The organism is Saccharothrix coeruleofusca, assembly GCF_017876325.1.
Classification (GTDB): domain Bacteria; phylum Actinomycetota; class Actinomycetes; order Mycobacteriales; family Pseudonocardiaceae; genus Actinosynnema; species Actinosynnema coeruleofuscum.
Genome location: NZ_JAGINV010000001.1, coordinates 1305574 through 1319226, shown reverse-complemented (window position 1 = coordinate 1319226; position 13653 = coordinate 1305574). Strand labels below are relative to the sequence as shown.

The following is a 13653-nucleotide window of genomic DNA, read 5'->3' as shown; positions in this document are numbered from 1 at the left end:
CTCAGAGGTCGCGAACGTTCGACCCGTGGGGCGACAGGGCGTGACTCGCACGACACCGCCTAGTCCACTGTGGAGTCAGCGGTGCTGTGACGTGCTGCGACACCAGGGATAACACTTTTTCCGGAGAAATCCGCCGAGTCGCAGATCAGAGCGGGCGAGGAAATGCGACAACCCCTACGTCACGGCCTCCGGCCTTGACATCGCGCAGCGGAACCACAACGCTACGGGAGCGCTCTCACGGGATGTGGCGCCCTTTCCCGCCCGTCCCACGCCCCGGCGGCCCCCTGAACCGCCGGTGGGCGGAGACCGATATGCCCTGCACAAAAGAGGAGTTCTCGCTCGATGCGCACCAGAACTAAATGGGTGAGCGCACTGGTCGTGGGCGCGGCCGTCGCCGCCGGAACCCTGATCATCAAGCCCGTGCTGGCCAGCGGACCGGACCTGCTCCCGCTCACCGTGACCAACAACAGCGGCCGTTCCGAGGCCGTGCACCTCTACGTCCTGGGCACCGACATCCGCCCCGGCGGCAAGCTCGGGTACGTCAACCAGTCCGGCACCTTCACCGCGTGGTCGCCGGGGGCGAACCCGCCGGTGGCCGCGCCGGACGTGTCCATCGCCGGGCCCGCCAACGGCAGCAGCGTCACCCTGAAGGTCCCCCGGTTCATCTCCGGTCGGGTCTACATGTCCTTCGGGGAGAAGCTGAAGTTCTTCCTGACCCCGGACGGCCTGGTCCAGCCCGCGCCCTGGTCGCCCGGCGACGCGAACCACGACATCCTGTTCGACTGGAGCGAGTTCACCTACAACGACGCGGGTCTGTGGCTCAACAGCTCGCAGGTCGACCAGTTCGCCGTGCCGCACGCGGTCAGCGTCACCGGCGCGGACGGCACGACCAAGAAGACCGGTGAACTGCTCCCCGGTGGCCGTGACAAGGTCATCAACGGCCTGCGCAACCAGGCCGGGTGGGACAAGACGGTGATCACGCGGTCCGACGGCACCGTGCTGCGCGCCCTGGCGCCCGGCAAGGCCGCCGACGGCGCGTTGTTCGACCCGAACTACCTGGACCCGTACATCACGCAGGCCTGGAACGCCTACACGAGCAAGACGCTGACCGTGGTGCCGTTCACCGACCAGCCGGGCACCAAGTTCTTCGGCCGCACCTCCGGTGACGTCATGAACTTCACCGACACCGCCGGTCAGCAGGTCGCCTCCTTCCAGAAGCCCACCACGGCCAACGTGTGGGGTTGCGACGGCGCGCTGGGCGCGCCCAACGACCGGGTCGTCGGCCCCATCGCCCGCACGCTGTGCGCGGCGCTGCACCGCTCGACGCTGGGCACCATCGACACCCAGCCCGGTGGCACGGCCGCCGACTTCTACAAGGGCGAGCTGACCAACCACTACTCGCGCCTGGTCCACGAGAACATGGTCGACGGCAAGGCTTACGGCTTCGCCTTCGACGACGTGCAGGCGCAGGAGTCCCTGGTGCACGACGGCGACCCGCGTTCGGCGGGCATCACCCTGACGCCGTTCACCGGTGACGGCGGCACGCCCGCGCAGCCGCCCGCCACGCAGACCAAGACGGCCACCCCCACCACGACGACGGGCGTCACGAGCACGACGACCGCCGCTGCGCAGCCCACGGGCGGCACGATCGTCAGCGACTGGCAGGGCAAGTGCCTGACCGCGCCCCAACTCGCCGACGGCCAGCGCCTGACCGTGGCCGACTGCGCGGGCAGCGCGGGCCAGAAGTGGGAGTTCGCCGGCGGCACCCTGCGCACCGGCAACAACCTGTGCGCCGACGTCGCGTGGGGCGCGACCGCCAACGGCACGGCCGTCCAGGTCGCGACGTGCAGCGGCAACCCGGCGCAGCAGTGGGTGCTCAGCGACGCCGGTGACCTGGTGAACCCGCAGTCGAACAAGTGCCTCGACATCGCGGAGTGGAACCCGGCCAACGGCGCCGTGCTCCAGCTCTGGGAGTGCGGCGGCACCGCCAACCAGAAGTGGCGTCGCGCGTAGCTCGACCGCGATCGGAGAAAGGGGGCACGGGTCGTCGCGACCCGTGCCCCCTTTCTCGTTGTCCGCCCCAACTCCAGCACCCTCGGACTCCAGTTCGAGGAGCCGGGCGTGCTGTTCTCCGGTCAGGGCCACGCGTTCGTGCGCACCGCGTCCGGGCGGACGAAAGGGCCCGGCCCGGTCGGCGGTGCGGGCCGACCGGGCCGGGCCTGTGGTTCGCGGGCCCGCGTTCCCCGCTACGGAGCCGGGTACTCGTCGACGTACACCGGCACGCCGGTCTTGGTGGTGTCGGCCGCTTCGCCGACACCGTTGACGACGTGGTCGATGGTCCCCGCCGCGAGGTTGACCGTCATGATGTGGTGCAGCTTGACGCCCTTGGTCCGGGGGACCTCGAACCCGTTCTCGGTGTGGATGTCCGGGTTGTTCTGGTTGAACACGTACACGCCACCGCCGTGGAGGGTGTGCGACCGCACGCGGTCGCCGACCTTGTACCCGGCCCAGCCCTCGACGTCGCCGTTCATCCAGTGGGCCTGCGTCGGCGGGTCGTAGGGCAGTTCGTTCTGGTACAGCACGGTGGTGCCGTTCTCACCGTTCCACACGGTGTTGTACTGCTGGAAGTGCTCCACGAACAGACCGGTCGCCGTCACGTTGTCCCCGTTGACGATCACGCCGTTGCGGCCGGTGTTGGTGTGCCAGCGCTGGGTGTCGGTGAAGCCCTCCACGCCGTGGTCGGCCCGCCACACCCAGGTGTGGTCGATGAGCACGTTGTCGCTGTTGATCTCCAGCGCGGTCTCGGTCTTGCCGACGTGCGGCCCGCCGACCCGGAAGTAGACGTCGGAGAGCGTGGTCGGGTTGAGCGGCGAGCTGGGGCGCTTGCCGTGCTTCTGCCCCACCCGCAGCAGCACCGGCGAGGTCTTGGTGCCCGCGTCGACCGTGACGCCCGCGATGACGACGCCGGGCACGTCGGCGACGTCGAGCGGGATCGCGCCGTTCACGGCGGTCAGCGTGGCGTGCCCGATGCCGAGGACGACCGTGTTGGCGCGCTTGACCTCGATGCTGCGGGCGATGTCGTACACGCCGGGGGTGAGCAGCAGGTGCTTGCCGCGCGCGAGCTGGCTGTTGATCTCGCGCACCGAGTCGGTTGGCTTGGCGACGAAGAAGTCGCTCAGCGGGATGGTGCGGCCGGGGGTCATGCCGTTGGCCCAGGAGACGCCGCTGGTGTTCTTGCGCGCGGCGGGCACGCGGACGGCGTACTCGCCCGAGGCGTCGACGAACAGGTACGGCTTCTCCCGGCTGAGCGGGGTGGTGTCGAGCGTGGTGTACGGCGGGTTGGGGAAGGCCGCGTCGTCGGGAGCGCCCTTGACGCCGGAGAACACCTGGTTCCACACACCGTTGGACCAGCTCGCGACTTCGCTGTTGCGGGTCAGCCACTGCTGCTGCGAGCCGTTGGTGACCGTGGGCAGCTTGGAGTCGGCGATGAACCCGCCGCTGGCGTACTGCGGACCGGCGGTGCAGTAGTCCATCAGCGACAGTGTGCCGTTGGGAATGTTGAGGCGCCGCAGGGAGACCGCCTGGGAGACCGCCCAGAAGTTGGCGGTGGACCGGCAGTCGTCCTGGCCCTTCGGGTCGGTGTTGATCGTCAGGTTGCCCAGGGTGCGCCAGAAGTTGACCAGCGCCAGGCAGTTGGCCGTGCCGCCTTCGGTCAGGCAGCGGTTGTAGACCTCGACCTTGCCGTTGATGGCGACGTCGGTCGGCGCGGCGCCCAGGCCCGCGACTTCGGTGTAGTAGCCGACCTTGAGCTGCAGCGGCTGCTCGGCGGTGCCGTAGCGGCCGGGCTTGAACAGGTAGGCGTAGCGCTGGGTGCCCATCTCGTTGTCGACCTGGGCGGCGTGCGTGGCGTCCAGCGCCGCCTGGATTTCGCTGACCGGCATGCTCGGGTCGAACACCTTGACGTTGGCCCCGAGGTCCGGGGTGCCCTGCCGGGGCGGGTCCGCGGTCGCGGTGGGCGCGGTGGCCGCGGTGGTCGCAACCAGCACGAGGCCCAGCGCGAACGCCCGGCCGAGCCGTGTGTGAGCGCTCTCATGGTTGACGTGGCGCGTGATCGTCATTGACCTGCCTCTAGGAGGAGTAGGGACGCCTCCCCGCCACCTCACTGCGAGAGCGCTCTCACGGAAAGTCCGATGAGGTCACGCGGCGGACGGCGGGTGCGCTATTTCTACTTCACGAACCGGCGGGACGCCATGCCCTGCGGCCGATTGACCACTGAACCTACGTTCAGCCGGCGTCTCCTGCTGAACGGTCGTTCACTCAGTAACCGAGGAGAGCCGCCAAGGGCAAGCGCATCGTCATCGTCGGAGCAGGGCCGGGCGGGCTGCTGCGCGCCCGCGTCCACGATCGAGGCGGACCTGGCCCATCGGCGCGGACGGCGCGTGGTCACGGGTTCGGCCGCTCCTGAGCGACGCGGTGCCCGCGTACACCGGCGTCCGGTTCCTCGACGCCCGCTACGAGAGCGCCGAGCAGCGCCACCCACGGATTGCGGAACTGGTCGGCCACGGCCAGGTGTCCGCCACCGACGGCAACCACCGGGCGATCGTCGGGCAACGCAACGGCAACGGCCACGTCCGCACCTACATCGCCATGCGCGTCCCGCTCGACCGGCCCGACGCGGCGGGCGTCGACCCCGCTGGCACCGGGCCGTGCGGCGGTTCCTGCTCGGCGAGTTCGCCGGGTGGGCCGACGAGCTGCTGGCCTTCGTCACCGACAACGACGGGGACTTCGCCCAGCACCCGATCCACGCCCTGCCCGCCCCGCTGACCTGACGCCCGCTCCGGGGGTGACGCTGCTCGGCGACGCCGCCCACCTGATGGCGCCTTCGGCCGGTTCGGCGCCAACCTGACCATGCTCGACGGCGCGGAACACCCGTTCTTGGGTGATCGGCCGGGGATGGGTCCAGGCGACCGCGCTCAAGCCGCAGGACAGGTTGCAGGGCCGCGACGGCAGCGCGCCCGAGGTCACCGGCATCACCACCGAGGCCCGGGCCGTCCCGGTCTACAACTTCGAGGTCGAGGACGACCACAACTACTACGTCACCAGCGCGCACGTCTTGGTGCACAACAACTGCACGTCCGACCTCGGTGCCGACTGAGTGCCCAAGCCCGTTTCCGAGGTCTGCGATGTCGGCAGGTGCGAGGCGGTGGCCAAGGGCATTCAGCCCAAGATCGGCGGCGACCTCGTCATGATCCGGAACGCGGGCGGCGTCAACACGAACTCCTTCATCGGCAACGTCCGCAAGACGGAGACGAACTGGCGGTACCACGTGTTCCTGGTCAAGGACGGCAAGGCATTCGACACCACGACAGGCCGCTACGGGATGGAGATCGCGGAGTACTCAACCTGTTCAAAGACCGGCCTCCCTACGCTGGGCAGTCACCATGGACACTCGTGAACGGCTCGCACACGTGATGGCACGCCCGTCTGCGTACGGCCTCACCACCTTCGAGAAGGCCACCACCTTCCTGTTCGGGTTCGACTCCGCGCTGGAGTTCAGCTTGCTGGACGGTTTCGCGGACTGGTTGGCGGACCGCTTGGGAGAGGGGCGCAGCCTGGTGTGGTCCAGGCTCGCGCACGACCTCGCGGTGGCCCGCGAAATGCAAGCGGGCGGGTCGCTGGACGAACTCGCGCCCGAGGAGCGGATCGGCAAGTTCTTCGGGATCGTCCGCGAGTTCCTGGAGCAGCGCGACGGCCGCCCCCTGCCCGCACCGCCGACCGTGAGCATCGGCTGATCCACAAGGGAATCGATCGAGGTGAGGGGCTGTCGACCACGGCAACCCCTCATCTCTTCCAACGACACCCGCTGCACACCGACACGGGTCCACTACGCACCGCACACAAAGAACGGGCGCAAACAGGCCTACCGACCGCAGATTTCGTGGCCAAAACTGGTCTGGACGCGCAGGTATCCAGTGCGCGTACGCTGGCTCCTAACAAGTGTCGGGACTTCCCACTGGGGAGCGGGAGGTGCCGACATGGGGGAAACCGATGCGCCGCACCGCTGACGGGCGGTGGCGCGTCACGACGCCGCCAGGGGGATTCACATGACCGAGTTAGTCAGCAGGGCCTTACCCGCCGCGGAGGGGCCCACCTTCGGACTCACCAAGTTCCTCGACCCGCTGCGCGTGCCGCCGGTGATCCGGCCGCACTCGTGGTGGCACCAGGACGCGCTCACCGTGACCACGGTCCGCGCGACCACCCAGCTGCACTCGCAGCTGCCGCCCACCGAGGTGTGGGCCTACGACGGGCACTTCCCCGGACCGACCATCGAGGTGCGCCGCGGTCGCCAGCTGCGGGTCTCCTGGACCAACGGCACCGAGGGGAAGATCCCGCTGATCGCCGTGCAGGCGCCGATCGCGTCGGCGCCGCAGAACAACCCCGGTTTCCGCAACCCGGACGGCTCGCTGCCCGACGGCGTGTCGCTGATCGACGGGGTGGCCGACCTGCCGTCGTGGAACGTCGTGCACCTGCACGGCGCCCTCACCGGCGGCGGCAACGACGGCTGGGCGCACAACGCCGTGCTCAAGGACCTCTCCCAGCTCGCGGAGTACCCGAACCGGCAGCAGTCCACCACGCTGTGGTACCACGACCACGCCATGGCCATCACCCGCTTCAACGTGCACGCGGGCCTGGCCGGGGTGTACCTGATCCGCGACGAGGAGGAGGCCAGGCTCAACCTCCCCTCGGGCGAGCAGGAGGTGCCGCTGCTGATCACCGACCGCAACCTCGACACCGACGCGTCGGGCGCGCTCACCGGGCAGCTGCTCTACAAGGTCCCGTTCGTCACCGCGCCCGACGGCACGCAGCTGCACCTGCCGTTCACCGGGCCGTTCACGCTGGTCAACGGCGTCATCTGGCCGCACATGGAGGTCGAGACCCGCTGGTACCGCTTCCGCGTGGTCAACGCCTCGAACGCCCGCTTCTACCAGCTGCACCTGGTCGACGACGCCACCGGCGAGTCGCTCGACCACGCCGTCCACCAGATCGGCACCGACGGCGGTCTGCTGCCCAGGCCCGCCGCGCTGCCCGCGGGCGGGCTGGTCGTCGCCCCGGCGGAGCGGGCCGACCTGCTCATCGACTTCACCAAGCTGCGCGGCAGGCGGGTGCGGCTGACCAACGCCCACCGCAGCGCCGCGCCCGAGCCGGACATCATGCAGTTCCGGGTGGAGAACCGCGACCGGAACGACCGCTTCCGGCTGCCCGCGCGGCTGTCCACCTCCTACGTGCGGCTGCACCACGGCACCACGGTGCCCGAGGACCACGACCACGTCTTCATCGCGCTCGTGCCGCCCGGCACGGCGGGCGAGGGCCACCCGCAGATGTGGGAGCTGCACGAGATCGAGGAGCCCCCGCCGCTGCCCGCGGAGGGGATCATCCAGCTCACCGACCCGGCCACGGGCCAGGTGCGCACGTTCGAGCGGGTCGCCAGCCTGTTCGACGACACGACCAGCATCTTCATCAACCACGACCGCTGGGCGGTGTGGAACTTCATCCACCTCGGCGGCCCGACCCACCCGATGCACGTCCACATGAGCCAGTTCCAGGCTCTCAACCGCACGAAGTACGCGCTGGACCCGAACACCGGCAACGTCGCGGGGTTCGACCTCGCCACGGGCGGCACCCCGGCGCCGCTGCCGGTGCCCGGTCCGGGCACGCCGCTGACCCCGCAGGAGGAGGGCTGGAAGGACACCTTCCAGGTCGCGGCGGGCGAGTGGCTGTCCATCGCGGGCCACTTCGGGGGCGCGACGGGCGATTTCATGTACCACTGCCACATCCTCGACCACGAGGACGAGGGCATGATGCGGCCCTTCGTGGTCATGCCCGCCGAGGCCGCCCGGTTCCACATCCACCGGTTCGGCGGTCACCCGCACCACGGTGCGGTCGCGGGTGAAGCCCGCGACAGCGGCGACGCGCTCTGACGCCGACCCGCACCCGGTGGCCCCCGCCTGGCTCAGGCGGGGGCCACCGCGCGAGCGCCGCAGGACGATCATCAGTCCACAGTGGACACACCCGGCAGGGGCAGTCCGCGCTGCGGGGAGCCGACCGGCCCGCGCACCGGGCCGTACTGCCAGGTCGTCGGTTCGCCGGGCACGTGCACCCATCCCTGCCTCGGCGCCGGGCCGACCTGGATGTTCACCAGCGGCGCGAACGACGGCACCGCGATGCTGTCGTAGCCGTGGTGCACCACCGACCAGTACAGCTCGTCGGAGACCACCAGCACCAGCGGCGCGCTGGTCTCCCGCAGGGCCAGCTTCAGCCGGGGCGCGTCGAGCAGCCCGCACGCCACGTCCAGCAGCTCCCCGAACTGGCCGCGCTCGTCGAAGTGCACCTCACCCGCGTGCACCACCGCCCGCAGGCGCATCGACACCTCCGGCCGCCGGGTGTTGTGGCGGGTGAGCAGCCTGCTCAGCTCGGGCACGACCGATCCCAGCAGGAGCGTCTTCGGAACCCGGTCGGACGGCCGGATGAGGGCCAGCGCGCCGTCACCCCGGTCCACCAGCCGGTCGACGTCGTCGCCGATGCCGTGCCGCGCCAGCGCCTCGGCGATGATCTCGTACATGACCTCGCGCAGCACGGGCTTCTCCCGGTTGCTCCGGGTCGTCGAACCCTCGATGTCCACCCCGAGCGCTATGCGGTAGACGGGGTGCGCGTGTGCGTTGAGCATGGGCGAACGCTCCCGCTCCCGCGTTCCCGGGAACAAGCAGCACCGCGTCCCGGATTCACGGGTTGTGCTCCGCCCCGATGCCGTTCCTGCGCGCCTTCTCCACGGCCTCGTCGCGGTCGCGGACCTGGAGCTTGTTCTGGATCTCCAGCGCCCGGTTGGCCACCGTCTTGGTGGACAGGTGCAGCTCCCCGGCGATCCGCTGGTTGTTCCACCCCTTGGCCATCAGCACCAGCATCCGGTACTCGGCCATGGTCAGGCGGAACGGCAGGACGCCGTCGGCCAGCCGCGGCTGGCTGCCGAGCAGCGTCCTGCCCACGCGCGGGTCGAGCACCATCTTGCCCTCGGCCACCGTGCGCACCGCCTGCGCGATGTCCTTCTCCTCCTTGCGCAGGTAGCCGTTCGCGCCCGCGTTCAGCGCTGTCCGCACGTGCTCGGGCTCCTCGTGCATGGACAGCACGAGCACCCTCGTGGCGGGCGCCAGCTCGACGATCCGGCGGATCACGTCCGGCCCGCAGAGCTGTGCTTCCTCGCCGTCGGCGGGCGGTATCCGCAGGTCCATCAGCACCACGTCGGGGCGTTCCCGCTGCACCAGCGCGACGGCCCGCACGCCGTCCGCGCACTCGCCCGCCACGTGGATGTCGCCCGCGTCCTCCAGTTCGCTGCGCAGGCCCCTGACGAAGATCGGGTGGTCGTCCACCACCAGGACCCGCAGTCCGGTGTGCGTCCCGGTGTGCGTCCCGGTGTGCGTCCCGGTGTGCGTCACAGTGCGTCCCCCCACGCTGGTGCACGGCGGCAGTCGGTCCCGCCGCCGCGCGGGGCACCGGTCATCGCGGCCCCAGCGGGATGCGGGCCGTGACGCGGGTGCCGGGGCTCGCGCGCTCGACGTGGAACTCCCCGCCGAGATCCTGGCAGCGTTCCCGCATCGACACCAGTCCCACGCCGCGGGTCGGCCGCTCGGGCATCCCCCGGCCGTCGTCGGTCACCACCAGTCGCAGCCAGGTGGGGGTGCGGACCAGGTCGATCACGCAGTTCGCCGCCTCCGCGTGGTGCGCCACGTTCGCCAGCGCCTCGCTGACCACCAGGAAGGCGGCCAGCTCGACGGCGGGCGGGATGTCGTCGAACCGGCCCGCGTGGACCACCCGCACGGCGGGCTCGCCGTCGAAGCGCTCCGCTTGGCGGCACACCGCGTGCACCAGCCCCAAGCGCAGGTCCAGCGCCTGCACGTGGCGCGAGACCCGGCGCACGGTGTCGGTGAGCGTCTCCAGGTCGGCGACCACGTCCGCCAGGCGTCTCCGCGTTCTGCCGTCGGCGTCGTCGACCGCCCTGAGCACCGCGCTCACCTGCTTGCGGATGCCCACCACGCTGGGGCCGATGGTGTCGTGCAGGTCGTTGCTGATCCGGTGCAGGTCCTCCCGCCGCCTGCGCTCGAACCGGTCGTCGGCCTCGCGCAGCGCCAGCGCCAGCCGCGCCGCGTGCGCCGCCGGGGCGGCCTGCCCCGCCATGTCCTCCAGCAGCCTGCGCTCCCGCGCGGTGAGCCTTTCGTCGCGCGCCCTGGCCTCCGCCACCAGCACCCCGGTCCGCTCACCGCCGTGCCACAGCTCCACCTGGTACCGCTGCCCTCCGCAGGAGCGCCCGTGCACCGCCGACGGGGTGCTCTCCGCCCCCTCCAGGTGCACGGCCACGTAGGGCAGCTTGAGCGCCCTGCCCACCCACGCCGCCAACGTCGGCAGCAGCTCGTTCGGGCGCAGCGGGTGCGCCAGCGTGCGGCCCAGCTCGACCAGCGCGCGGTACGGGTCGGCGCGGTCGCCGAACAGCCACCGGTTCAGCGCGCCCTGCAGCAGCCGGTGCAGCGGGGCGAGCGCCGCCACGACCGCGACCGTGGCGAGCACGTTGCCGCCGGTGGGCACGGCCGTCGTGGTGGCCACCGCGATGGCCGTGTACCCGCCGATCAGCGACGCGCCGAGCAGCCCGTACAACAACGTGCGGTGGAGGACCAGCTCGATGTCGTAGAGGCCGTGGCGGACGATCACGATCACCACCGCCACCGGGAACGCCGCGGCGGCCATCAGCCACGCGCCCCAGGCCGCCCCGGACGCCAGCTCCAGCACCAGCGCCGGGACGACCACCAGGGCGCCCACCAGCGCCCACCGCACCACCCGGCGCTGCGAGCCCCGCGCCCGGTGCCACCGCACCACCAGGGACGCCACCGCGGCCACCAGGGCGACCGCGAAGGCGGCGAACCCGAACGCCGACAGCGCCACCGCGACCCCTCGTCGCGCGGTGCCGCCGAAGACGTCCTCCCAGAAGGTGGCCGGTTCGGCCCACGAGGCCCACCCGATCCCGACCGGCGGCAGCACCACGCCGACGCCCGCGACCAGCACGGCCGCCCACCACCACCGGCCGGGTGGCCGCCCGGTGGGGAACAGCAGGAGCACCACCGGCAGCAGCGAGTAGGTGGGCCACCAGACCCAGCTGCCGACCCACACCACCCACCGCTGGTCCGGCCACGCCGCGACCCCCGTCGCGGCGGCCCCGCACACCCCCATGGCGAGCACCGCCCACCCCACCGGGTTGCGCCGCGCGTACGCCACGAGCCGCTCGCCGAGCAGGCAGTGGACGATGGCGGTGATCCAGTTGTGCGGGTGCGCCGGGGTGGTGGCGGAGGCCGCGTGCACGGCCCCCGCCACCAGCACCAGTCCTGCCCCGCCCCCCGCGAGCAGCCTGGCGCCGATCACCGCCCCGCCGATGCCCCGCATCCCGGCCCCCGCTGTCCGTCCGGATGACATGCCCCTCCCCTGGAAGAATCCGCGGACGCCACCCCGCGGGGGTCACGTGCCGTTGAGCCAGTGCCAGAAGTTGTGGCACGGGGAACCCTCGTCGCTCACCCCCACGCCCTCGTAGTCCAGTGCCAGCGTCCCCTCCAGGCCGCCTCCGCTCAACGTGACGGCGGTGCCCGCGTGCAGCACCACCTCCCCGCCGTCCGCGATCACGTGCGGGTGCCGGTGCGCGACCACCGCCGTCCGGCTTCGGGTGGCCGGGGTCTCCGCCGCCGCGGCCAGTGCCCGCCGCATCGTCGCCAGGTCGGGCAGGAACCCCGGCCCGAGCAGCTGCCCGTACTCCTTCTCGAACCAGGCCAGCCCCTCCTGGACCCGCTGCGCGTCGAACTCCGCCTCGATGACGTGAGCCGTGGGGAAGTGCGGGTTGCCCGCCGGGGCGGTCGCCGCGTAGACGAGGAACGTCTCGTACCACAGCTCCAGGTCGCCGAGCACGGGGTGCGAGAGCTGTCCCCGGTCTTCGGTGGGTGCGGACATCTATCTCCTCCGGTTCGCCGTTGTCGTCGTGGTGCAGCCTGCCGGTCCCGAACTCCCGGGAACCAGGGGTCGCCTTCCCCCATTCACGGGCGATCCGGGTGCCGACGAACCGCATTACCCCCGGTCGCGGAGGAGGCGACAAGGTCATATGACGCAGACGCCCGCCCAGGTCGTCGCCGGGCCCGCAACGGTGGCGCGCTACTACGGGGTCCTTGATCCTGGTCGGGTCCTGTGAGAGGAAGGGTCCATGGCTGACAGCGCCGCCGGAACCGACGAGCAGCTCGTCCGCTCGGCCGTGCGCCGGGCGGGCAGGCGCCTGATCCCGCTGCTGGTCCTGCTGTACTTCGTGAACTACCTGGACCGGGTCAACATCGGGTTCGCGGGCCCGAACGGGATGAACGCGGAGCTGGGGCTGTCGGCCACGCTCTTCGGCGTGGCCGCCGGGGTGTTCTTCATCGGGTACCTGCTGCTGGAGGTGCCCAGCAACCTGATGCTGCACCGGTTCGGCGCGCGCCGCTGGATCGCGCGCATCATGGTGACCTGGGGCGTGGTGGCCACGGCGATGGCCTTCACGCCGAACCCGGCGGTGCTGATCGCGCTGCGGTTCGTGCTCGGCATCACCGAGGCGGGCTTCTTCCCCGGCATCATCCTGTACCTGACCTACTGGTTCCCGGCCGCGCAGCGGGCCAGGACGACCGCCTGGTTCATGACCGCGGTGCCGATCTCCACCGCGCTGGGGGCCGTGGTCTCCACGCTGATCATCCAGCACGGCGACGGGTTGTTCGGCCTGTCCGGCTGGCGGGTGATGTTCCTGCTGGAAGGCATCCCGTCGGTGCTGCTGGCCGCGGTCGTGTGGTTCCTGCTCACCGACCGGCCCGCCGAGGCGAAGTGGCTGCCCCGGCAGGAGCGGGACGCGCTGGAGCGCGCGCTCGCCGCTGAACGGGCGGCCGTCGCGCGAACGGGCCCCCGGTCGGTGCTGGGCGCGCTGAAGAGCCCGCGCGTGCTGGCGCTGTCCTGGGTGTACTTCGGCGTGGTGTACGGCCTCTACGCGCTGGGGTTCTTCCTGCCCACCATCATCAAGGGCTTCGCCGCGCAGTACGGCACCACCTTCTCCACGGTGGAGCAGGGCCTGATCAACGCCGTCCCGTACGTGGCGGGTCTGGTCGCGATGGTCGTGTGGGCCCGGCGCGCGGCGGACCCGGTGGTGCGGGTGGCGGTGCCCGCGCTGGTCGGCGGACTGGCCATCCCGGTGGCGCTGTACCTGACCGACCCGTGGCTGGCGATCGTCGCGGTGACGCTGTGCGCCTGCGGCGTGCTGGCCGCGCTGCCCTCGTTCTGGGCGCTGCCCACCGCCCACCTGACCGGCGCCGCCGCGGCGGCGGGCATCGGCCTGATCAACTCGCTGGGCAACCTGTCGGGGTTCCTGGCGCCCTACGTCACCGGCGCGCTGGCCGACGCGACCGGTGACAACCGGCTCGGTCTGTGGGTGGTGGGCGCCTGCATGGTGTCCGCGGCGGTGGTGACCCTGGCGCTGCGCGCGACCCGCTCGTAATCCCGGCGCGCTGTCGCGTGCCCTTTCGTCCCCGGCTGTCCGCGCTACCCCTCATACTGGCAAAC

Annotated in this window: 13 protein-coding genes; 7 read left to right on the top strand and 6 right to left on the bottom strand. The window is 71.3% G+C overall.

Annotated features, from left to right (window positions below; all coding sequences use genetic code 11):
* Positions 1-363: 363 nt before the first annotated feature.
* Complete coding sequence (locus JOF41_RS06285) at positions 364-2013, top strand: beta-1,3-glucanase family protein (protein WP_307867259.1); 1650 nt, start codon at positions 364-366, stop codon at positions 2011-2013.
* 233 nt (positions 2014-2246) lie between these two features.
* Here JOF41_RS06285 and JOF41_RS06280 read toward each other — a convergent pair whose 3' ends face one another.
* Both JOF41_RS06280 and JOF41_RS06275 read right to left on the bottom strand, forming a co-directional pair.
* Positions 2247-4118, bottom strand: a complete 1872-nt coding sequence (locus tag JOF41_RS06280; RefSeq protein ID WP_209616951.1) for a pectate lyase-like domain-containing protein — start codon at positions 4116-4118, stop codon at positions 2247-2249.
* A 325-nt stretch (positions 4119-4443) separates the two neighbouring features.
* Positions 4444-4629, bottom strand: a complete 186-nt coding sequence (locus tag JOF41_RS06275) for a hypothetical protein (protein ID WP_209616948.1) — start codon at positions 4627-4629, stop codon at positions 4444-4446.
* A 77-nt stretch (positions 4630-4706) separates the two neighbouring features.
* Here JOF41_RS06275 and JOF41_RS37640 point away from each other — a divergent pair, with 77 nt between their 5' ends.
* The 5 genes from JOF41_RS37640 to JOF41_RS06255 all read left to right on the top strand — a co-directional run bounded on the left by JOF41_RS37640 (position 4707) and on the right by JOF41_RS06255 (position 7979).
* The gene (locus tag JOF41_RS37640; RefSeq protein WP_276515665.1) at positions 4707-4829 is read left to right on the top strand and encodes a hypothetical protein; all 123 of its coding nucleotides are present in this window, start codon (positions 4707-4709) and stop codon (positions 4827-4829) included.
* A 110-nt stretch (positions 4830-4939) separates the two neighbouring features.
* A complete protein-coding gene (locus tag JOF41_RS06270) occupies positions 4940-5155 on the top strand; it encodes a polymorphic toxin-type HINT domain-containing protein (protein ID WP_209616934.1) in 216 nt (71 codons plus the stop codon).
* Positions 5156-5455: a hypothetical protein gene (locus JOF41_RS06265; RefSeq protein ID WP_209616931.1), complete on the top strand. Its 300-nt coding sequence runs from the start codon at positions 5156-5158 to the stop codon at positions 5453-5455.
* Positions 5456-5471: 16 nt separating this feature from the next.
* Positions 5472-5792, top strand: coding sequence for a hypothetical protein (locus JOF41_RS06260; RefSeq protein WP_209616928.1), 321 nt, complete (start codon positions 5472-5474; stop codon positions 5790-5792).
* Positions 5793-6104: 312 nt separating this feature from the next.
* On the top strand, positions 6105-7979 hold the full coding sequence (locus tag JOF41_RS06255; RefSeq protein WP_209616925.1) for a multicopper oxidase family protein: 1875 nt from the start codon (positions 6105-6107) through the stop codon (positions 7977-7979).
* A gap of 71 nt (positions 7980-8050) precedes the next feature.
* Here JOF41_RS06255 and JOF41_RS06250 read toward each other — a convergent pair whose 3' ends face one another.
* From JOF41_RS06250 to JOF41_RS06235, 4 genes are all read right to left on the bottom strand, one after another.
* Complete coding sequence (locus JOF41_RS06250) at positions 8051-8725, bottom strand: hypothetical protein (RefSeq protein WP_209616923.1); 675 nt, start codon at positions 8723-8725, stop codon at positions 8051-8053.
* A gap of 55 nt (positions 8726-8780) precedes the next feature.
* Complete coding sequence (locus JOF41_RS06245; RefSeq protein ID WP_209616920.1) at positions 8781-9488, bottom strand: response regulator transcription factor; 708 nt, start codon at positions 9486-9488, stop codon at positions 8781-8783.
* Between the two features lie 61 nt (positions 9489-9549).
* The gene (locus tag JOF41_RS06240) at positions 9550-11511 is read right to left on the bottom strand and encodes a sensor histidine kinase (RefSeq protein ID WP_209616917.1); all 1962 of its coding nucleotides are present in this window, start codon (positions 11509-11511) and stop codon (positions 9550-9552) included.
* A gap of 42 nt (positions 11512-11553) precedes the next feature.
* Positions 11554-12036, bottom strand: a complete 483-nt coding sequence (locus JOF41_RS06235) for a hypothetical protein (protein ID WP_189225487.1) — start codon at positions 12034-12036, stop codon at positions 11554-11556.
* A 247-nt stretch (positions 12037-12283) separates the two neighbouring features.
* Here JOF41_RS06235 and JOF41_RS06230 point away from each other — a divergent pair, with 247 nt between their 5' ends.
* Entirely contained in the window at positions 12284-13588 is a 1305-nt protein-coding gene (locus JOF41_RS06230; protein WP_189225486.1) for an MFS transporter, read from the top strand.
* The last annotated feature ends 65 nt before the right edge of the window (positions 13589-13653 follow it).